Origin of the sequence: Desulfovibrio sp. UIB00 (assembly GCF_022508225.1) — a bacterium.
In the GTDB taxonomy this organism is placed as follows: domain Bacteria; phylum Desulfobacterota; class Desulfovibrionia; order Desulfovibrionales; family Desulfovibrionaceae; genus Desulfovibrio.
In genome coordinates this window covers 248,993-269,922 of record NZ_JAETXJ010000003.1, presented here as the reverse complement: position 1 = coordinate 269,922, position 20,930 = coordinate 248,993, and the positions used below count along the sequence as shown (strand labels likewise).

At 55.6% G+C, this 20,930-nt stretch carries 18 protein-coding genes and 1 pseudogene; 9 read left to right on the top strand and 10 right to left on the bottom strand.

The window, feature by feature from the left end; genetic code table 11:
• Positions 1–2 precede the first annotated feature (2 nt).
• The 5 genes from tsaD to JMF94_RS06740 all read left to right on the top strand — a co-directional run bounded on the left by tsaD (position 3) and on the right by JMF94_RS06740 (position 4,835).
• Positions 3–1,064: a tRNA (adenosine(37)-N6)-threonylcarbamoyltransferase complex transferase subunit TsaD gene (tsaD, locus tag JMF94_RS06760; protein WP_240824402.1), complete on the top strand. Its 1,062-nt coding sequence runs from the start codon at positions 3–5 to the stop codon at positions 1,062–1,064.
• A gap of 161 nt (positions 1,065–1,225) precedes the next feature.
• Positions 1,226–1,549 (top strand): thioredoxin, encoded by a 324-nt coding sequence (gene trxA / locus JMF94_RS06755; protein WP_192111854.1) that lies wholly within the window; start codon positions 1,226–1,228, stop codon positions 1,547–1,549.
• Positions 1,546–2,472 carry a thioredoxin-disulfide reductase gene (gene trxB / locus JMF94_RS06750; protein WP_240824401.1) on the top strand — a complete coding sequence of 309 codons (927 nt, stop codon included), beginning with the start codon at positions 1,546–1,548 and terminating at the stop codon, positions 2,470–2,472. Before trxA ends, trxB begins: the two co-directional genes overlap by 4 nt.
• Positions 2,465–3,196 (top strand): outer membrane protein assembly factor BamD, encoded by a 732-nt coding sequence (locus JMF94_RS06745; protein ID WP_192111853.1) that lies wholly within the window; start codon positions 2,465–2,467, stop codon positions 3,194–3,196. Before trxB ends, JMF94_RS06745 begins: the two co-directional genes overlap by 8 nt.
• 190 nt (positions 3,197–3,386) lie before the next feature.
• Positions 3,387–4,835: a cation diffusion facilitator family transporter gene (locus JMF94_RS06740; RefSeq protein WP_240824400.1), complete on the top strand. Its 1,449-nt coding sequence runs from the start codon at positions 3,387–3,389 to the stop codon at positions 4,833–4,835.
• A gap of 197 nt (positions 4,836–5,032) precedes the next feature.
• Here JMF94_RS06740 and yihA read toward each other — a convergent pair whose 3' ends face one another.
• On the bottom strand, positions 5,033–5,701 hold the full coding sequence (gene yihA, locus JMF94_RS06735) for a ribosome biogenesis GTP-binding protein YihA/YsxC (RefSeq protein WP_240824399.1): 669 nt from the start codon (positions 5,699–5,701) through the stop codon (positions 5,033–5,035).
• 184 nt (positions 5,702–5,885) lie between these two features.
• Here yihA and efp point away from each other — a divergent pair, with 184 nt between their 5' ends.
• From efp to lolA, 3 genes and pseudogenes are all read left to right on the top strand, one after another.
• Positions 5,886–6,443 (top strand): elongation factor P, encoded by a 558-nt coding sequence (gene efp / locus JMF94_RS06730; RefSeq protein ID WP_022658729.1) that lies wholly within the window; start codon positions 5,886–5,888, stop codon positions 6,441–6,443.
• 42 nt (positions 6,444–6,485) lie between these two features.
• Positions 6,486–8,975 (top strand): annotated as a pseudogene (locus tag JMF94_RS06725) (DNA translocase FtsK); the annotation flags it as partial.
• Between the two features lie 40 nt (positions 8,976–9,015).
• On the top strand, positions 9,016–9,687 hold the full coding sequence (gene lolA / locus JMF94_RS06720) for an outer membrane lipoprotein chaperone LolA (RefSeq protein WP_192111850.1): 672 nt from the start codon (positions 9,016–9,018) through the stop codon (positions 9,685–9,687).
• Positions 9,688–9,757: 70 nt separating this feature from the next.
• On the opposite strand, the gene JMF94_RS06715 is transcribed toward lolA, so the two are convergent.
• The 6 genes from JMF94_RS06715 to JMF94_RS06690 form a co-directional block, all read right to left on the bottom strand.
• On the bottom strand, positions 9,758–10,210 hold the full coding sequence (locus tag JMF94_RS06715) for an acyl-CoA thioesterase (protein ID WP_240824397.1): 453 nt from the start codon (positions 10,208–10,210) through the stop codon (positions 9,758–9,760).
• Positions 10,211–10,414: 204 nt separating this feature from the next.
• Positions 10,415–10,948 carry a HyaD/HybD family hydrogenase maturation endopeptidase gene (gene hybD, locus JMF94_RS06710; protein ID WP_240824396.1) on the bottom strand — a complete coding sequence of 178 codons (534 nt, stop codon included), beginning with the start codon at positions 10,946–10,948 and terminating at the stop codon, positions 10,415–10,417.
• 123 nt (positions 10,949–11,071) lie between these two features.
• Positions 11,072–11,776, bottom strand: a complete 705-nt coding sequence (cybH, locus tag JMF94_RS06705; protein WP_240824395.1) for a Ni/Fe-hydrogenase, b-type cytochrome subunit — start codon at positions 11,774–11,776, stop codon at positions 11,072–11,074.
• 51 nt (positions 11,777–11,827) lie between these two features.
• Entirely contained in the window at positions 11,828–13,642 is a 1,815-nt protein-coding gene (locus JMF94_RS06700) for a nickel-dependent hydrogenase large subunit (RefSeq protein ID WP_240824394.1), read from the bottom strand.
• A gap of 11 nt (positions 13,643–13,653) precedes the next feature.
• Positions 13,654–14,754 carry a hydrogenase small subunit gene (locus JMF94_RS06695; protein ID WP_276612846.1) on the bottom strand — a complete coding sequence of 367 codons (1,101 nt, stop codon included), beginning with the start codon at positions 14,752–14,754 and terminating at the stop codon, positions 13,654–13,656.
• Positions 14,755–14,883: 129 nt separating this feature from the next.
• Positions 14,884–17,001, bottom strand: a complete 2,118-nt coding sequence (locus tag JMF94_RS06690; protein ID WP_240824393.1) for a methyl-accepting chemotaxis protein — start codon at positions 16,999–17,001, stop codon at positions 14,884–14,886.
• An 803-nt stretch (positions 17,002–17,804) separates the two neighbouring features.
• Here JMF94_RS06690 and JMF94_RS06685 point away from each other — a divergent pair.
• On the top strand, positions 17,805–18,437 hold the full coding sequence (locus tag JMF94_RS06685) for a TonB family protein (RefSeq protein WP_240824392.1): 633 nt from the start codon (positions 17,805–17,807) through the stop codon (positions 18,435–18,437).
• A gap of 3 nt (positions 18,438–18,440) precedes the next feature.
• Here the strand turns inward: JMF94_RS06685 and JMF94_RS06680 are convergent, their stop codons facing one another.
• Genes JMF94_RS06680 through JMF94_RS06670 form a run of 3 tightly spaced genes read right to left on the bottom strand, consistent with a single transcriptional unit; the run spans position 18,441 to position 20,921 of the window.
• A complete protein-coding gene (locus JMF94_RS06680; protein WP_240824391.1) occupies positions 18,441–19,289 on the bottom strand; it encodes a metal ABC transporter permease in 849 nt (282 codons plus the stop codon).
• Between the two features lie 37 nt (positions 19,290–19,326).
• A complete protein-coding gene (locus tag JMF94_RS06675) occupies positions 19,327–20,103 on the bottom strand; it encodes an ABC transporter ATP-binding protein (RefSeq protein WP_240824390.1) in 777 nt (258 codons plus the stop codon).
• The gene (locus JMF94_RS06670) at positions 20,100–20,921 is read right to left on the bottom strand and encodes a zinc ABC transporter substrate-binding protein (RefSeq protein WP_240824389.1); all 822 of its coding nucleotides are present in this window, start codon (positions 20,919–20,921) and stop codon (positions 20,100–20,102) included. Before JMF94_RS06670 ends, JMF94_RS06675 begins: the two co-directional genes overlap by 4 nt.
• Positions 20,922–20,930: the final 9 nt, after the last annotated feature.

The window sequence follows — 20,930 nt, the reverse complement described above, 5'->3', positions numbered from 1 at the left end:
GCATGTTGTGTTTGGGAATTGAAAGTTCTTGCGACGAAACCGCATTGGCGCTGGTTGAAGACGGGCGGCTTGTGGATGCCGTGCTTGCAAGCCAGGCCGATGTGCATGCCCTGTTTGGCGGTGTGGTGCCGGAACTTGCCTCGCGCGAGCATTACCGCTTTGTGGGCGCGTTGTTTGACGAACTGATGCGGCGCAGCGGCAGGGCCAATTCTGATATTGATCTTGTGGCAGCAGCGCGCGGCCCTGGCCTGCTTGGCAGTCTGCTGGTGGGCGTTGCCTTTGCCAAAGGGCTGGCCCTTGGCCTTGGCAAACCCTTTCTTGGGGTCAACCACCTGCATGCGCACCTTCTGGCAGTAGGGCTGGAGCAGAAATTGCTTTTTCCAGCCCTTGGTCTGCTGGTATCGGGCGGGCACACGCATATCTATCGGCTTGAATCGCCTTGGGATTGCCGCCTCCTTGGGCGCACTCTTGATGACGCAGCTGGTGAAGCGTTTGACAAGGTTGGCAAATTTCTGGGTCTGGCTTATCCTGGCGGCAAGCTTATGGATGCTTTGGCCAGGGCAGGGCATGCCACGCCAACCATGTTTCCCCGGCCTTATCTTGATAATGACAATCTGGATTTCAGCTTCAGCGGTCTCAAGACCGCCGCAACAGGTCTTGCCGCGCATCAGTTGGCGGGGCAGGAGTGGCCTCGTCCGCTGACAGATATTGCCCATGCGCCTCAAGCGCTTAAAGATTATTGCGCTTCATTCAATCTGGCTGTTGTAGATACCTTGTGCGCCAAGGTGGCTCGGGCACTTGACCGCAACCCCGGTGTTACAACACTGCTGATGGCTGGTGGGGTAGCCTGCAATTCACTGCTGCGTGAACGGATTGAACTGCTCATGCAAGGCAGGGGAGGCCAGGCTTATATTCCCGGCCCCCTGTTATGTACCGATAATGCCGCAATGATTGCCCATGCTGGCTGGCTCTTGGGCGCACGGGGTTTCAGTCATGATTTGCGTATGGAAACCATACCCCGTGGCAAAATCATACCCGATGACATGTTGTGCAGCTTGTGCTGAAAGTGTCAAGAGACCATGCAAAACAAGAGATTGTCTTGACAGAGAGCACATTGGTATCTACTCTTAGTCAATACAGAAGCATACACTTTAAATGCGCTTCTGTTCGCGTCACAGGCCAATAGTGGCCGTGGAGCGATACAAAGCAACGTAAGGAGATAGTTATGGCTGAACAGGTCACTGACGCCACCTTTGAAAGCGTTGTGCTCAAGTCCGATCTTCCGGTTCTGCTCGATTTTTGGGCTCCCTGGTGCGGTCCTTGCCGCGCTGTTGGCCCCATCATTGATGAACTGGCCACTGAGTATGACGGCAAGGTGCGTGTCGTAAAAATGAACGTGGACGAAAATCCGGCCACGCCCACCAAGTTTGGCATCCGCGCTATCCCGACTCTTGTCCTTTTCAAAAAGGGTGAAACGGTAGAGCAGATCACAGGTGCTGTGACCAAGGCTGCCCTGAAAGACCTTATCGATACAAAGGCTCTGGCATGAAAGAATATGATGCCGTAGTCATAGGCAGCGGCCCCGCTGGCATTACGGCAGCAATGTATCTGGCCCGCTCTGGTTGCTCGGTGCTTATGCCCGAGCAACTGGCAGCGGGTGGCCAGATTTTGCAGACTGAGGCCATGGAAAACTATCCCGGTTTTCCCAAGGGCATCAAGGGTTATGAGCTGGCGGATCTTTTTGAAGCGCATTTGACCGGTCTTGATGTTGATCGGCCAGCTGCGGCTGTTGAATCCGTAACCGGTTCGGCGGGTCGTTTTGCTGTTCGCGCCGGAGGCGTGGATTATATCGGCAAGACGGTCATTGTTTGTTCCGGAGCGCACCACAAGCCGCTCGGACTTGAGGGCGAAGACCGGCTGCGCGGCCATGGCGTTTCCTATTGCGCCATCTGCGACGGCAATTTCTTTCGCAATCAGACCGTGGCGGTTGTAGGCGGTGGTAATTCGGCGTTGGAAGAGTCGCTTTATCTTGCAAAGATTGTGGGAAAGCTCTATCTTATCCATCGCCGCGATGAATTCCGCGGGCACAAGATTTATCAGGATAAGCTTGACGCCTATGGCGACAAGATCGAGATCCTGCGCAGCAGCGTTGTGAGCCGTTTACACGGCGAAAACGAGCTGACAGGTCTGACGGTTAAGGAACTGAAGACCGGAGAGGAACGTCATTTGCCCGTAGACGGGCTTTTCGTCTACGTGGGCTATGAACCCTCCACCGGCTTTTTGCCCGCAGAGGTCGTACGTGACGCGCAAGGTTTCATTATCACCGATACGGAAATGCGCACCAGCATTCCGGGCGTTTTCGCAGCCGGTGATATTCGCTCCAAGCTTTGTCGTCAGGTAATCACTGCCGCCGGTGACGGCGCAACTGCCGCGCAGGCGGCGTTTGTATTTTTGGAACAGCTCCATGCATAAAAAACTGCTTCGCTCCATTTTGCTTGTCATAAGCATGTTTGCGGTTTCCGGTTGCGGCATCATTGATATGATCTACCTGCCGCCGGCGGAAGACACCGCCCAGGAGGTTTTTGAAGCCGCCAATGACGCCATGAGTGAGAAAAACTACGTGCGCGCCGTGGAGCTGTACAACAAACTTCGCGATACGTATCCCTTTAGCCCGTACACGGTTGATGCGGAACTGTCGCTTGCAGATGCCTACTTCCTTGACGAGGAATATGAGCTTGCTGCCGAAACCTACAAGGATTTCGAGTCGCTGCATCCTCGCCACGAAGCTATCCCCTATGTTCTGTACCAGACGGGCATGTCGCTCATGAAGCAGTTCCGCTCCATTGACAGGGCCACCACAGAACTCAAGGAAGCTTACGACTACTTTGACCGCTTGCGTCAGACCTTCCCCGACTCTCCGTATTCCAAGAGCGCGGAAGAACACATGCGCACGTGCCGTCAGCTCATGGCCGAACACGAACTGTATATTGCAGACGTGTTCTGGCACATGAAAAAGTACGGTCCGGCCTGGCATCGTTACGAATACATTATGAAAAACTTCAAGGACGTGCCTGAAGTTGCCGACCATGCCAAGGAAAAGAGCCTCGCTGCTTACCACAACTATCGTGAGGCGCAGTCGCAGGAAGTCCGTGAAAAGCGTGAAGGCAGCTGGAAGCGGTGGTTTACCTGGCTGTAACAATCCGTAAAGGTTATTCCTGAAGGTTGTCAGATTACTACAAACCGGCTGTTTTGCAAAAAACAGCCGGTTTGTGTCACATAAACCCCACACATTTTTCTAACTACGCTTGCAATCAGCGCCTCTCTCGCGCCAACCTCTGTAAATTCCGTATATTTAATCCTTCTGCAGGAAACGTGCTATGAACGTCATGGATAACGGCGCTAGCGAAAAAAGCCGCGCAGCCATGTTGTCGCTGCTCGCGGCACTGGGGCTTACCAGCATCAAACTTGCGGTTGGCCTGTATACCAACAGCCTTGGCATATTGTCTGAAGCATTGCACAGCGGGCTTGATCTGCTGGCGGCTGCCCTTACCCTTGCTGCGGTGAAAATTTCAGCCAAGCCTGCAGATTCGCGGCATCCTTACGGGCATGGCAAGGCCGAAAACCTCTCGGCTCTTGCGCAGACGGTGCTTTTGTTCGCCACCTGCGTGTGGGTGGTGTACGAGGGCGTTCAGCGCCTCGCTTCAGGCTCAAGCCCTGTTGTGCCTTCGCTTTGGGGTGTTGGCGTCATGGCGATTTCCATGGCCATTGACATCAACCGGGTCCGTGTTTTGCGGCGGGTTGCCAAAGACTTCAACAGTCAGGCCCTAGAAGCTGATGCCCTGCATTTTTCCACAGATATTCTTTCTTCTGCCGTGGTGCTTGTGGGTGTGCTGGCTGTATGGCTTGCACAGGCTCTGCAACTGCCCGAACCCATAAGCCGCGTACTTTCGCAGGCAGATACGGTGGCGGCTCTGCTTGTGGCTGCGATTATTTTTCGGGCAAGCATGCACATGGCCTCGGATGCCGTGAATATGCTGATGGATTCTGGCTCATCACAGGCGAGCGAAGCCATTGTGGTGGCTGTGCAAAAAATCGCGGGCATTTCCGAAGTCACGCGGGTACGTGTGCGCACCAGCGGGCCGCAAAGCTTTGTGGATTTGACTGTGGGCGTTGCGCCGGGGCTGAAGGTCAGCGATGGACATCGCCTTGCGCATGAGGCTGAGGAAGCTGTTGCTGGCGTTTTGCCCGGTGCGGACGTGACCGTGCATGTTGAGCCTCGCAAATCGTGCCGCATTGATGAAAACAATCCCTTTGCCCTGGTGCAGGTTGCCGCATCTGAGCATGGGCTTGCAGTTCATGATGTGCATATTTTGAGCGCAGACAGCGCCTGTCATATTGAGCTGCATGTTGAACTGCCGGGTCAGATGCCCTTTGACCGGGCGTATGCGCGGGTCAAGGCTTTTGAAGACACACTGCGGGAGGCCTTGCCAGGTGTTGAAATCGTCAGTCACATGGAACCCAAGGCCCCAGGCGCCGCGCTTGAGCCGGGCGCTTCGGTTTCTGTGCCTTTTTCAGAGATGGCCTGGCGTGAAATCAAGGCAGCAGTGGAAAATGAGCCTCTGGCGGCGATGCCGCACAAATTTTCTACCTATGTGCTGCCAGAGCAGGGGGTCTGCATTTCATTCCACTGTAATGTGAGTGTGGGGCTGTCTGTGGAGGAGGCGCACAACGTCTGTACGCGCCTTGAAAAGCGCATTCGTGCCGCAGTGCCCCAACTGGGGCGACTGAGCATCCATATGGAACCGGCAGTTGTGTCAAATACCCCTGCGGCATAACAGCCTCAGCGCATTTGCCTGCAGGTGGCTTTGGAAATCACCGCGCCCAGCTACAGGCAGTGCAACAAGTTGCCGATCTGAGTCCTGATTACGGCGCTGTGTGATCAGCGCCGTAATCCTTTTGCTTTTTGGAGATTGCGTTCTGTACGCAAAAAAGCGAAGTCCACAGATATTCCTGCTGTGAATCATTTCTGGCTTTAAGCCTGTCCCTGCGGCTCCTGCTCAGGAATAGTACCACTCTGGGGCTCAGATTCCGCGTCAGCGGCATCAAGTGTGCCGGGGGCCACGCGCTGGGGAACCGCTGTTTCAACGAGAGCGCGCCAGAGGTTATCAATGCCGTAACGGTTGCTGGAAGACGTGACGAGGGGCCGGGTTCCGAGCAGTTCTTGCCATTCATTCTGGCGGTTGGCGCGTTCCCTCTGACTGCACTTGTCTGCCTTGGTCAGCACGGGCACAATATTCAGGCCGTTGGTGCGGGCAAAGGACGCCAGATTTTTGTCGAGCTTCTGGGGTTCAAGTCGGCTGTCGAGCAACAGGGCCAAGGCCTTGAGGCTTGCGCATTCCACCAGATACCGCTCAAGCAGGCGCGCCCATTTTTCGCGCTCCGTATGGCTTGCGCGGGCATAGCCGTAACCCGGCAGGTCAACGAGATAAAAGTCATGGGGTGTCACGCGGTAATAATTCACCGAGCGGGTTTTGCCGGGCGTGGAGCTGACTTTTGCCAGTTTTTTGCGGCCAGCCAGCGCGTTGATAAGCGATGATTTACCCACATTGGAGCGCCCCGCAAGGGCTATCTGCGCCTCGGGCAGTGATATGAGCTGCTCAAGAGTATAGGCTGTAGTTTCAAGGGTAAGAACGGGATTCATGATAAACCTCATGTAATACTTTAACTTTGTGTCTTGACAAGCAAGCATCTTTCAGCAAATATTTTCAATTCAGGGCTGACATTTTCAGCCAACTTCGTATAAGGTAGCCGCTCTTGCCGCAGTTGGCAAATGATCGGCCTTACGCCCGTTTGCGCCATTTTGCGGCGACATGTTAGGAGGACAAATGTATTCTACCACAGACTTTCGCAAGGGTCTGAAGATCGAAGTCGAAGGCACCCCTTACGAAATCGTTGATTTTCAGCATTTCAAGCCCGGCAAGGGTGGCGCTATGGTCCGTACCAAGCTGCGCAACATCCTTACTGGTCGCATGCAGGATATAACCTTCCGTTCCGGTGAAAAGGTCAACAAGCCCGATCTGGAAACCCGCGACATGCAGTTTCTGTATCGTCAGGACGACGACCTTATCTTCATGGATATGACCACCTACGAACAGCTCCAGATGCACATCACCACCACGGATGGCAAGGAAGGCTTTCTTAAGGACGGTCAGGAATGCCGCGTGCTGCTGTACAAGGGCAGCCCCCTTGATATCGACATCCCGCTGAGCCTCGTGCTTGCGGTTGTTGAAACCGAGCCGGGCGCCAAGGGCGACACCGTCAGCAACGTCACCAAGGCTGCCAAGCTTGAAACCGGTATTTCGGTTCAGGTGCCCATTTTTGTCAACGAAGGCGATCGCATCAAGGTTGACACGCGCACCAAGGAATACCTGGGCCGGGAATGATGACCGGTTCGGGAGGGTAGCCCTACGGACGCCCATAAATTCAGCCGCGAGCTTCTTGGCCTTTTTCTTATCTTCTGGGCGCTGTTGCTTTTGCTCAGCCTGCTCAGTTTTGACGCCAACGACCCCAGCCTTAACCATGTGGTCAGCGGTGTTGTCAAGGTAAAGAACAAGGCTGGCCTTTTCGGCGCGTACACTGCAGGTTTTCTTAACGATGTGTTTGGCGTGGCCGCCTATCTCTGCCCACTGGTTTTCGGTGCGTTGGGGGCGGCCTACGTTTCTCCTTCGTACAGCCTGCACTGGTCGCGCTGGCTTGGCTTCTTTTTGCTCACCGTCTGCCTGCTTGTCATAGGTTCCGCTTCAGATATCACCCTTGGCGACATGTGGGGCGGAGGTATGGTGGGCAATGCCCTGCACCTCAACGCCAGCCGGTATCTGAGCCCGGGCGGTTCTGCCCTGGTGTGGATATTTGTTGCGCTTGTGGGTATGCAACTTGCGGGCAATATCTCATGGTTCAATGTGGCGGCACGTGTGCTGCACTGGGCGCAGGCGCGGCTTGCCGCCCGTGCGGGCAACGCAACCGGGCCTGTTGTTGCAGAAAGCCCCGCAGAAGGCGAAGAAGGCAAGCGGCGTTGGTCGTTGCTTGATCTGCGCCTGCCGTCCATGGAATTCTGGAAGCGCTGGCGCGACCGCCTTGGCAACATTCAACCCACGGCTGACTCGCTGCCTGATGTTTTTGAAGAACAAAAAACCAAGGCGGCCCGTTTGCAGGCAAATGAGCCAGCGGCACCATGCCCGGCAGCACAAGTAGATGCTGACGATCCTTTTGCCGTGGCGGTAGACATCAACGGTATGCCCATTTCGCCTGCTGCTTCTGCTGGCGCGGCCTATGCTGACGAGCAGGGGGGCAATGCCCCGGCCCATGATCTTGTAAATGATGCGGCCCATGATTTGGCTCAGGATGACGCGGCGCATGCTGCTTCACCCGCCGCTTCTGTCCCGAACACTGGCGGCAAGGCTGCAAGTGCTGCCGTCCCTGTTGCTGAAGCTCCCAAAAAGCAGGGTGGCCTGACCGGGCTGCTTTCTGGCATGACAGGCCGCAAGGCCGCCATTCCGCTGCCGGGGCTTGAGCTGTTGGCCCCGCCTGTCAAAGTGCCTGGCAACAATAATAAGGAAGACCGCGAGGCGCGGGGCAAGGCCCTTATTGCCTGCCTCAAGGATTTTGACATCCAGAGCGAGCTTGTGCATGTCACGCCCGGGCCTGTGGTCACCATGTATGAGGTACGCCCGGCCCCCGGCATCCGCGTGAGCCGCATAGCCAACCTCAGCGATGACCTGGCCTTGGCCCTCAAGGCCGTTGCCGTGCGTATTCAGGCGCCCATTCCCGGTACGGATACGGTGGGTATTGAAATACCCAACGACAACCGCGAAACCGTCAATTTCAGGGAGCTTGCCGCTTCTGAGCCTTTCCGCAAGGGTTGTGGCCCCCTGACCATGATTCTGGGCAAGGACATTGCGGGCAAGCCTGTCATGGCAGACCTCACGCGTATGCCGCATCTGCTTGTGGCTGGCGCTACGGGCGCGGGCAAGAGCGTCTGCCTCAACGGCATTCTTATCAGCCTGCTGTACCGCACCCAGCCCAAAGACATGCAGTTGTTGCTGGTTGATCCCAAGCGCATTGAAATGGCTGTGTACGCGGATGAACCACATCTGGTGCATCCTGTTGTCACGGAAATGAACGAGGCCAAAAACGCCCTTGATTGGGCCGTGCACGAAATGGATCGCCGTTACGAAGCAATGGCGCGCCTTGGTGTGCGCAACGTGGCCGGGTTCAACCAGAAGCTGGCCGCCTGCAAAAATGATCTGCCGCCGGATTTTGCAGACCTTGAGCCTCTGCCATATCTTGTTGTTGTCATTGACGAACTGGCAGACCTCATGATGACCGCCGCCCGCGAGGTGGAAACCAGCATTGTGCGCCTTGCGCAGTTGGCCCGCGCCGCCGGTATTCATATGATCCTTGCCACTCAGCGCCCCAGCGTGGACGTGGTGACAGGGCTTATCAAGGCGAACTTTCCGTGCCGCATATCCTTTCAGGTTACGTCCAAGCACGATTCGCGCACCATCCTTGATCAGGTGGGCGCAGAACATCTGCTTGGCCGTGGCGACATGCTCTTCAAACCTAGCGGCGGGCGTTTGCAGCGTTTGCACGGCCCCTTCCTCAGCGATGAAGAAGTGCAGGGCGTAGTGGGCTACTGGAAGCGGCAGCTCAGCCCCTCCTATAAAGTGGACTTTGCCCAGTGGGGGCTGGACTCCGTGAGCGGCGGCGGTAGCGGCGGAGGCGGCGATGCCGCGCAGGATCCCCTGTACGGCGAAGTGCAGGCCTTTGTGAGTGAGCAGGGGCGTGCATCCATATCTCTGGTACAGCGCCGCTTCAAGATTGGTTTCAACCGCGCAGCGCGCCTGGTTGAACAGCTTGAGCACGACGGTATCATCGGCCCGGCAGACGGCAGCAAGCCGCGCGCTGTGGTCAAATAAATCAAACAGCACAACTGGCGGCTTATGCCGTGGAGGTGTTATGCGCATAAATGGCATGCTGGCCCTGGCGGCCGGGCTTGTTCTTCTTGTGGCTTCAGCCGCGCAGGCTGCGGATATAGCGGCGACCATCCAGGCGCGGTATGAAAAGCTGCGCACGTTTTCCGCCACGTTTGAGCAAACGCTGACCCACAAGGAAAGCGGCTCGGTGGAGAAACGGCAGGGCAACCTGCTGTTCCAGAAGCCCCTGCTTATCCGCTGGCAGACAGATAAACCCCATGAAGAAACCCTTGTGGTCACACATAAGGAAATTTGGGATTATCTTGCTGATGAAGAAATTGCCTACCGCTACCCCCTGGAGCTTGTGCGCGATTCACGCACCATTATTCAGGTCATCACCGGGCAGGCAGCACTGACCAAGGATTTTGACGTCAAGGAAGCCGGGCAGGAAAATGGCCTCGCCAAACTGCACCTTTACCCCAAGGAACCCGCTCCGCAGATGGTTGAAGCCCTTTTGTGGGTTGAGCCTTCCACCGGCTATATCCGCAGGGCGAGCATCATTGACTTTTACGGCAATTCCAATGACGTGCGCTTTACGCAGTTCAAGCCCGACACCTCGCTGAAAGAATCGGACTTCACCTTTACCGCGCCCAAGGGCGTGGAAGTTGAAGACCGCATTGACCGCAAGGTACAGGAAAAGGAACTCTTTAAGTAAGCTGATCACGACTCAACAAAAAGGCCGTGGGGTTTAACTCCACGGCCTTTTGTGCTTATATGGACTAAGGCTACACGCACAAGCGCCGGAATACACCCGGTGCATCTTCGTCTACTATGGGAAAAGACTCCTGTAGCTCGACAGGCACACTGACTGGTTTTCCGCTGGTCATATCAATGAAGACCCACTGTGTTTCTGCCTCGGCAAGCAGGGCTTTTTCCTTTGCGTTCCAAAAAGCATAGCGGCGCAGGCTGCGGCGCGAAGCGTAGGATGCAATCCATGTAGCGGCTGTAATCACATCACCCAGAAAGGCCGGGCGCTTGTAGGTGATGGTGTGCTGGCGCACCACCCAGCCTTGCCCGATGCTTTCGTACCGCTCCATGGGCCAACCGCAAACGGCAGAATGCGCAACCGCCACATCCTGCATCCAGGCCACAAAGCGCAGGTTGCTGACGCGGCGCTGCATGTCAATATCATCCTGTCCAACCGTGATCTGCTGCGTGTATATGTTGATCCGAGCCATGTTTCCTCCGCATTTGTGATGGCGCAGACCATACCCCTTGCAGGTAAAAAATAAAAGACACGCGGGCTTGCGTTAATTAGCCCGCGTGTCTTCTGGTTGATAGAACAGGTTGTTACAAATTTGTCAGGGCACGTTTTGCCGGGCAGTCAGACAATCCGTTTGTTACGCGTTTGCCATACCCTCGGCATTGCTGTTTTGTGCGCCCTACACGCAACCCTGAACAAGGCTGTCGAGCACAGCTGCGGAAAGATGGCGCGGCTGCGCCCGCAACTGCGGGTCAATGCCCCATTGCCGCAGCACATCCAGCGCAATGTTTTGCGCTGCTTCAAAACTTTCGCTGACCGGAGTGGACAGGGGGGCTGCCAGGGTCATGGCTGCCGGTTGCACGCCAATGAGGGCGCAGTGCTCCGGGGCTGTGCCGCGCAGGGCGGCAAGACCCATCACTTCCGAAAAGCTGTTCTGGTGCGGGCCGATCTTTTGCGCTGTCAGGTATGCCGGCACGTTGTCGCGCAGCAACAGTTCGCCTGGTTCCAGCCCAAAATCTACCGCATCCAGCACCAGCAGCTTGTCAGCCCTTTCCACAAAGGTCAGCAGGGTTTGCCCCTGGGTGCCGCCGTCCACGACTTCCACGTTTTCAGGAAAATCCCAATGGGCGTAAAGCCGCTGCGCCAAAAGTACGCCAAAGCCTTCATCGCCGTACAGAATATTGCCAAGACCAAGAATGACGATCTGTTCCATGAGATTTCCATACACCTTTGCGGCAGAAGTGCCGCCTTTGGCGGCCAAGCCACGCGGGCGTGTTTTGTTATCTGTTTGGCGGCCCGGATGGGCCGCCTCACGCTACTCTCAGGCTACCTCAGGTTATGGCTTGCGGCGTTCGCGGAATCCGCTGAACATGGACGAAACCAGGGTGGTCTTACCCATGATTTCTTCGCGTATGACCATGTACAGGTGCACGGTCACAAAGGTAATGAGCAGCAGCATGCCCAGTCGGTGCAAGCTGCGGGTCATCTGCCCGTTGCCGCCAAACCAGTTGTTTATCCAGTCCTGCACAAAGGCGAAAAAGCGGATAAACGGCACGTGGCTGTCCTGCGCGTACATGCCAAGACCCGTGAGCATGATGACAAGCATGAAGATCATGCCCGTGCCCATGCCCAGCTGCGCCAGCGGGTTATGTCCCACATGCGCGGCGCATTCCTTGTTCAGGAACAGATACCAGCGCACGTCCTGCCACAGGTCGTTCCACCAGTCCTTGCTCCACACCGGCACGATGATAAGCTCGCGTGAAAAGCGGTTGCCCCACACAAGGCCGTATATGTAGCGCAGTACTGTTGAAATAATCAGTACAAAGCCCGCAATAAAGTGGGCCATGCGGGTGTAGCCCATGTAAAATGTGTCGTACGGCTCACCAGTGACGGAAAGCCAGGGTTTGCCGATAATGTAGCCAGTGACAATAAGCACAATGACACAGGCAACCATAACCCAATGCCAGATGCGTATGGGCAGTTGATAAACGTATATGCTTTTGCCCATTGGCAGTTGCGGCAGAAGATGTTGTTCGCTCATGACGTTCTCCCGGCGGAAGGCTTGTATTCCGCGTCTCGGATTGCCCGAACGCTAGAAGCAGTTGTCTGTCCGCACCGATATGAGTTCTGATCCGTCCGGCCCAATGATGTGCGTGGAGCAGGCCAGGCAGGGGTCAAAGCTGTGCAGGGTGCGCAGGATTTCAAGGGGCTGGTTGGGAACCGCCATCTTGGTACCCATGAGCGAGGCCTCGTAGGCGCTGAGTTGCCCATCGGGGCTGCGGGGCGCACCATTCCAGGTGGTGGGAACAACGCACTGGTAGTTCTCGATCTTCCTGTCCTTGATGGTGACCCAGTGCCCCAGAGCGCCGCGCGGTGCTTCTGTAAAGCCAACGCCGCGCAGGGTGCCGGTGGGCCAGCTTTCGGGCTTCCACAGCTTGGTGTTGGCTGTTGCGCGGTTGCCGTTTTTGAGGTTGGCCACAAGCTTGTCGTAGAAGTAGCGCATCTTGTCGGCAGACCATGCCAGCTCAAGCGAGCGGGCTGCAATGCGACCAAGGGTGGATTGCAGCACAGAAACCGGAGCCTTGGCCTGACCAAGGAATTCGTCAATGAGGCCCTTGATTTCGGTGTCCTTCCTGGCATAGCCCACCAGCAGGCGCGCCAGCGGCCCAACTTCCATCTGGTGCCCGCGCCAGAGCGGCGTTTTGATCCACGAATATCTGTCGCGCTCGTCCACCTGCTTGAGGTCGGTGGGCGTGCCCTTGATATTGGGGCCGGGGGCGTAGTTGGGTTCGGTCATGCCGTCAAAGGGGTGCAGACCAGTTTTGCCGCCGGGGTAGGGCTTGTACCAGGAGTGGGACACGCATTCCTGAATTTCTTCAGGATTGCGCAGGTCAACAGGCAGTACTTCGTTGAAGTTGCCGTTGATGATGGCCCCAGGGGGCAGCAGCAGACTTTTTTCAGAGTAGTCATTGGCAATGTCGGGGATTGCGCCGTAAGCAAGCACGGAAAGCTTGGAAAGCCCGCCGCCTATGTTCAGCCAATCTTTGTAGAAGGCGGCCAGCGCAAGAGTGTCAGGTATGACAACCTGTTGAGCAAAATCACGGCAGCGCTCAATAAGTTGCAGCACCAGTTCCAGACGTTCCTGATTGATAACGTCGGAAGCGCCGTGCGCATCGAGGTTCAGCGAGCAGGGTACGCCGCCCACAAGCCAGTTGGGGTGCGGATTTTTGCCGCCAAAGATGGTATGTATCTGCACCATGTCTTTCTGGAAATCCAGGGCTTCCAGATAGTGGGCCACCACAAGCAGGTTGGCTTCGGGCGGCAGCTTGTAGGCAGGGTGCCCCCAATAGCCGTTGGTGAAAATGCCCAGTTGACCGGATTCAATCACGCGGGTGAGGCGATCCTTGATGGATTTGAAGTAACCCGGCGAAGAATTGGGCCAGGGGGTAAGCTTGTGCGAGAGCTCAGAAGTCGCCTTGGGGTCAGCCTTGGCGGCAGACACAACGTCCACCCAGTCGAGACCGGCAAGATGATACAGATGCACCAGATGGTCATGGTACATGAGGCACAGGTGCATGATATTACGGATAATATTGGCGTTGTCTGGTATTTGTATGCCAAGCGCGTCTTCCACCGCATGCACGGAGGAAAGGGCATGCGTACCCGTGCAGACGCCGCAGATGCGTTCAACAAAGGCCCAGGCATCGCGGGGATCACGGCCTTTGAGGATGATTTCAATACCTCTGAAAATGGTGCCGCACGAAACCGCATTGGTGATGACGTTGCTGTCGTCAAGGTTCACCTCGCAACGCAGGTGCCCTTCAATGCGGGTAACGGGGTCTACAACCACGCGGCGGCCCGAGTCCTTAACGGCATAACCCTGAGAAGTAGTGTATTCGTATGCCATGGGGTATTTCCTCAGTTGTTGGAGTCGGTGTCGGAGGAGTTCTTGGCGTTCTTGCTACCTGCGTGGCGCACCATACTGGCAACGCCATGCACGGCAACACCCGCAGCCACGCCCGCCACAGCGGCCACGCCCACGGTTTCAGCCGTTGCGTTGGTGCCGAGATGCGGAATGGTGGTGATGCGGTCATAAAACGAGCCCTGATCCCAGAAGTTCTGTTCCGAGCAACCAATGCAGCCATGCCCGGACTGAATGGGAAAGGAGACACCGTTGTTCCAGCGTGTGGAAGGGCAGGCGTTGTAGGTGGTGGGGCCTTTGCAGCCCATCTTGTACAGGCACAGGCCAGCGCGCGCGCCCGCATCGTCCCACGACTCCACATATTCGCCCGCGTCAAAATGGGCCCTGCGGTAGCAGTGGTCGTGTACGCGTTTGCCGTAAAACATTTCCGGCCTGCCCTGCGAATCAAGGGTGGGAAGACGGTCGTATGTGATGATGTAGGTCAGGATTGAACTCATGACCTCAGGGATGGCCGGGCAGCCGGGAACCTTGAGCTGCGGCTTGTTGGGAAACAGCTTGTGCAGCGGGGTAGCGCCCGTTGGGTTGGGGTGGGCCGCCTGTACGCAGCCCCACGAGGCGCAGGTTCCCCAGGCCACGAGGGCCTTGGCATGCTCCACGCCTTCCTTGAGCTTTTCGTAGAAGGGCTTGCCGGCATCAATGCAGTACATACCCTGGCCGTTGAGCGGCACGTTGCCTTCAACCGCCAGAATATACTGGCCCTTGTACTTTTTGATGGCCTCTTCATAGGCTTCATTGGCCTGATCGCCTGCGGCAGCCATGATGGTGTCCTGATAGTCCATTGTGATCATCGAGAGCACAATGTCTGTCGCCAGCGGGTGGGCTGTGCGCAAAAACGATTCAGTGCAGCAAGAACAGGAAAGACCGTTAATCCAGAGCACGGGGACACGCGGTTTGGTTGACAATGCCTGTGCGATTGCCAGATCCGCTCCGGGGCCAAGGCCCATGGCAACGGCTGTGAGCGCACAGAATTTCATGAAATCTCGACGGCTGACACCACGATTACGCAAGGCTTGTTCAGTAGTTTCGAGATGAGCCATAAGTACCTCGAGAAGAACATGGTTGCAGGGTGGTTGAATAATACCCGACACAGTTAATAAATATCAGTACTCCTTGCGCCTGTATACTGTTGCAAGTACAAGATTTTAGATGTACTCTAGCTGACCTCCTTACATCAAAACAGATTTCTTGATGCCGGAACTGTTTAAATCCGCCATAACGCCGACCAGAATGTCGGTCTGCGTGCGCAGCTCGTTGAGAACCGAGGTCGCCTGATCCATGGCGTTTGCGGTGTTAAGGGCAAGCTGATTGATATCTTCAAGGCTGCTGTGAATGGTTTCGCTGGAGGCGGACTGTTCTTCAGAAGCTGTGGCGATGGACTGAGCCTGAATGGTGGAGGCGTTTGCCAGCTGCACGAGCGCCTGTAATGCTTCGCCAGACTGCCGGGCCAGAACCGTGACCTGTTCAATGGTTGCAGCGGACTGCTCCACATGCGAGATATGTTTGCGTGTTCCGCCCTGAACCGCATGGATGGCTTCTCCCACCTCCTTGGTCGCTGTCATGGTTTTTTCAGCCAGCTTGCGCACTTCATCGGCGACCACGGCAAAACCTCGCCCTGCATCGCCTGCGCGCGCAGCCTCAATGGCAGCATTGAGCGCTAACAGGTTGGTCTGGTCGGCAATATCACTGATGACATCGAGCACTTGCCCAATGCCCTCTGCCTGCTGACCGAGCAGGCCCATATCTACCTTCATCTTGTTGGACTGCTCTTGCACCTGAGCGATTGCAGAAATAACATTTGCAACAACTGTGGAGCCTTCGCTTGCCTTGGTGTGTGAATTCTCTGCCGTTTGAGCGGCATCCGCAGCATTTTTTGCAACTTCAATGACGGTAGTACTCATTTCCTGCATGGCGCTGGTTGTGGTATCAAGCCTGTTGGACTGGCTGCTTGCGCCTTGTGTAGAAATGCGCACCTGTTCCTCAAGGTTGTTGAGCGCGCAATTGAGCGATTCCACAACGCCATGAATCTTGTCTACAGCCGTCGCAAGGGTGCTGGCTCTTGTATTTGCTTCCTTTTCAGCATGCTCGGCTGTTATTCTGCACTGTTCCGCAAGTTTGCCGCGCTCCTCAGCGATAGTGTGTTGCTTTTGGGCCGCCTGAATCTGTTCTTTCAGGTGAGCGACCATTTCGCGCAGCACATCGGCAAGGCCGCCGATCTCGTCATTCTGTTTGACAGTCAGGACAGAATCAAAATCCCCTTGCGTGATGCCTTGGGCGTAGCGCAGGGTGCTGCGTACCGGCCTGCCGATGGTGATGCAGATTCTCCAGCCCAGCAGAACAGTGAAAAAAGCCACCAGAAGTGCGCCTGAAACCGCAATAGCCAGTTCCTTTTGGGCTGAACGCACTTCATCGCGGGCGTTTCCAAGCAGTTGTTCTCCCCATGCTTTTTCCACTTCCATCAGCTTGTCGATGCGGCGCGTGGACGCTGCAAACCATTGCTGCGGATCAGCCTCCAGGCTGGATTTTTCAAGGTTGGCGTAGGCGGTATCGCGGAATCGCGTCACTTCTTCATCAACGGATTGCATTTTGCTTTGCAACAGGTTTAGCGCCGCCTTGCCGCCCAGTTCCGCAAACGAACGCAGATAGGTGTTTTGTGAGCTGACCCTGTAGAGCCAGTCGCGATAAAGCTGCTTGCTGAAGGTTCCGGCAGAGAAGGCGGCGTTGAGCGTGGCACGCTCCTGTCCGGCAATCTCCTTGCCGTGCAAAAGCTGAATGATTGATGTAAAGGCAAGATCGGCGCGGGCGTTCAGTTCAGATATAGCAGAGATCAGTTCATTGATACTGCTATTGTACGCTGCAATGGCCTGAAGGGCATCAATGCGGGCGTCTTTTGCAGCGGCTCTGGTGGTGGAAAGATCTGTAAAGTTTTGCGTGGGTGGAGCAAATATTTTGACAAGAGAGCCATTTTCCAGGCCATCCGCACCAGCAAGCACGGCAGTAAAGTTTTTATAGGCCGAGTTGGATTTATCTGTCTGTTCCGTCAGTTCGGAAGCAAATTTTTTACCCTTGCTGCCCAGGAACCCAGCCGTGTAACCACGCTCTTTTTGCAGCTCATGGATAAGTTCACCAGCAGAAAGGCTGACAACCAGCGAGCGCTCTATGGCTTTAAGGTGGTCAATCGTCTTCCAGCGCTGAATATTCTCTGCTGAAACAACAAAGAGAAAAGTCGCCATGGGCAATACGAGCAGAAGACTGAGTTTGCGGGCAATCTTGAGATCGGCAAGCATGGTGGCTTCCTCCTTAAAAACGTTGATCTTATTTCGTTTGCTGGTGCTATGATTGTGTTCTTATATCATTTGTGTGGTAAGCTAATAATTGTATGTAATAAATGCGTTGCGATTTTGCCAAAGGATTTAACGTTCGTAGTAGCATAATTAAAGCAAAAGACAATAACGTTGTTAAGAGAATATCAATCAAGTTACTGTTTGTATTAAATATTTTAATGTAATTTGAATATAGTATTATATTTGTGATGGTTATAGATAGTTATTTCGCAGTTGTTTAGTCAGTTGGTAATAGTAGATAGTAACGCAATAATAAGTAAGATATAGTGTTCATAGCTAGTAATTGGTTTTTAAAACATTTAACACGCTTATTTTTAAGTATAAAAAATTATAATTTTCGAATAGCCTGAGCTGGTTTGGATCGGGAGGGATGGCGCAAGGCGTGGTAGTGGCATATTTATTTTTTTTGTACTACTACTCTTCGTGTTATGATTTAAAAGTTCGTGTTCATCAGTTGCGCCATAATTGCAGTCTGGTTTCATATATTCCTGACCTGCACTGTTCTGGAGGGTCCCTTGTTGCCCCTTGATTGTCCGCCGCCTCGACGCAGCAAACGTCTGTTTGTACGCGGGATGGGTTTTTCCGTCATTCTGCATGTTGTTCTTGCGACATGCCTGCTGGCAGGAGCCTATGCCTTGCCCCGGTATCTTCCGGTTCAATCAGGCGGGGCAGTGATGGTCAGTCTGGCAGGTGTGGGGAGTTCATCGGCAGGGGATGTGGGGCAGCATGCACAAGTTGCAGGCGGCATGACTGAGGATGTCCCAGTTGCGCAGGCAATGGCAGAAAGGGCAGCAAAATCCGAGCAAACAGAGGTTGAGGAAGCAGTTCCAGTAAAAAAGCATGCTGTTAAGCCGAAGCAAGCAGAAAGGCCTGCGGTCAACCACAAGGCACAGCCCTCGCAATACAGGCAGGAGCAATCGGCCCTGCCAAAGCCCCAGCAGGTAACCACAACCGCTGGGCAGTCTGTACAAACCGGCCTGCCAGCTCAATCTGGTGGTGATGGCGGTCAAGGCTCTGCCAGCAGCGGCTCTGGTTCTATGGAGCAGGCCACGGGCGCTGTGCAGGGGGATGGTTCCCCCCATCCGCAGGTTATGCCCTGGAATGCTCAGGGCGGGCCGCGATTTTTACGGCAGGCTCCATTGCGGTACCCCCGCGCTGCGCAGCGCCGTAATCTTGAAGGAAAGGCGGTTGTGGAAGCCTATCTTGATACGCAGGGCAAGCTGCTCCGCGCCCGCGTGTTACTGGCTGATCATGAAGATTTTGCCGATGCGGCGCTGGCCTGTGTGCAGTCTTCATCGTTCAAGCCTGCCCAGCGTGAGGGCAAGGCCATTCCCTGTGTGGTGCGTATTCCCATGCTTTTTGTGCTTAAAGGGCCATAATGATCAGCCCTGATTGCTCTGTTCCACAGGGGATGCGTGTTCGATCCGGCATGCCTTCTTGGGCGAAAAGACCATGGCTGCAACCAGTAAGGCGGAAGACACCAGCACAATAACGGCCCCCGGCGGCACAGCCCAGTGGAATGAAAGCCACAGGCCCGCAACGGAAGCCATCGCGCCGAACAGGGCGGCCAGCAGAAACATGCGGCTCAGGCGATAGGTGATCTGCAGTGCCGTGGCTGCTGGTGTAACAATGAGCGCATATATCAATAAGCCGCCGATTGCCTTGAGGGCAAAAGCTACCACCAGTCCCATCAAAATGAGGCAGGCATAGTGGATGCCCTTGACGGGGATTCCCGCAGCCATCGCAGCGTGCCTTTGCCCCATGATTGCCTCGATTTCTTTGAAAAACAGAAAGACAAATCCAAACAGAAGCAAGGCCGTTGCGGCCATGAGTTGCAGGTCAAAGAGGGTGACCGTGAGCAGGCTCCCCCATATGAGGCTCAGGCCTTCTGTCCGTGCGCCGGGCATGAGGCCCAATGCCAGCATGGCCAGGCTCATGACCACCGAAAAAACAACACCCATGGCAGTATCAAGGCTGAAACCGGGCTTTTCGGCAAGCGGCCCCACCGCAGAGGCTGCCCCAAGGCTGGCCGCAAGCCCTCCGGCCAGCGGTGGAGCGCCAAGCCACAAAGCAAGCAGCGCCCCGGCAAAGGCGGCGTGCGAAACGCACATTCCCACCAGACTCATGCGCCACAACACCACAAAGACGCCCATTGCCCCGCAAACAGAACCGCCAAGCAAGGCCATAAGCAATGCCCTTTGCAAAAAGGCATACTGAAAAAAGTCATCCATATTTCACCCGGAGTTATTTGTCATGCAGGCCGCCTGGTTAAAACAGGGCCGCCATGCGCTCGCCGCTGTGCGCTATCTGAATGGGCACATCATACAGCCTGCTCAGGAGGTCAGCATTGACTGCATCCTGCGCCACGCCCTGCCAGAGCATGCCGCCAGCCCGCAGCATGGCAACCTTTTGGGCCAGTGCAAACACTGCGTTGAGGTCATGCGTCACCATGATGACGGTGAGGTTGAATGCTTCACGCAGCGTGGCAACGGCATTGCAAATGTCCCGTTGCGCGCGCCAGTCCAGCGCTGCTGTGGGTTCGTCAAGCAGCAGCAGTTCCGGCTCCTGCGCCAGGGCGCGGGCAAGCGCCACCCGTTGCCTTTCGCCGCCAGAAAGGTGTCCGATAGGCCGCTGGGCCAGGTGCTCAAGGCCAACGACTTCAAGTGATTGCATGGCAAGTTTTTTTTCTTTTTTACCCGGCCAGCGAAAAAGCCCCAGCCGCCCATAGGTGCCGCTGAGTACGGAAGCAAAGACAGAAAGCGGCATCTTGGGATCAAGGTCGGTAGCCTGAAAAACATGCGCCACCTGACGGCGTACCTCGCCCAGCATGTCTGATCTTATACTTTTACCTTTAAAATACACCGTGCCGCCATTGTGTGGCGTAAGCCCGTTAAAAAGCCCCATCAGCGTGGACTTGCCCGCGCCGTTGGGGCCGATGAGCGTCCAGAAATCACCCTTTTCGACGCGCAGGTTTATACCGTTCAGGATGCATCGCTTGCCGTAGTGAACGCTGACGTTGCTCAGTTCGGCCAGGCACGGGTTCACGGCTTTGCCTTTATGGTTTGCAATTGTGCTACGTTACGGCGCAACAGGCTGAAATAGTCCGGCGCGTCGTCGCTGGAGCCGGGAAAATTGGAAAGCACCACGTGCGGCACCCCAAGCTCCAGCGCCAGCGGTAGCCCCGCGTCTGGCCCACTCTGATAATTATCCACCACACCCGCCACAGGGATGCCTTTGACTGCGCTCAAAATCTCAGCCAACCCGCGCGCGTTAACGTCTTCAGCCCTGCCAAAGGTGCGGATCACGTCAAAGCCCGCCCATTTTACAAATTCTGCCTGCATGTATGCGGCGATAACAGGCAATCCCTGCGTGGCAGCAAGCGCAGAGCGGCATTCTGCGGCAATGGCGTCAATTTTTTGCAACCTTTGCAGCGTCCTCCGCCTGACAACCGGCGCAAGCTCTGGGGCCGCGCCTTCAAGCGCCGCTGCAATTTCCTGCACGGCCTGCTTTTGTATATCGGGTATGAGCCAGCTGCCACGCGGACTTACTTCAACAATAGCAAGCAAAGGGTTGCCCACAGCCTGGAGCATGGCATCGACCTGCTGCAGATGGCGCTGAAACGGGTGAACGAGCAGCAGGTTAGCCTTGGCGGCAAAAACATAATCCCCGGTGCTGGCATTCTCATGACCGGGACAACTTGAACCTTGAATCAGGGTGAGCGTTTCGCTTTTGCCATCAGTGAGGTCGGCAACAATATCTGAAATAAGCGAAGTTCCGGCCACAACGCGCAGCGGTTCTGCCGCCGTTGCGGAAAGGGGAATGAGGATCAGGGCAAGCCACAGAAGGGTGGAAAATTTTTTCATGGCGTATCC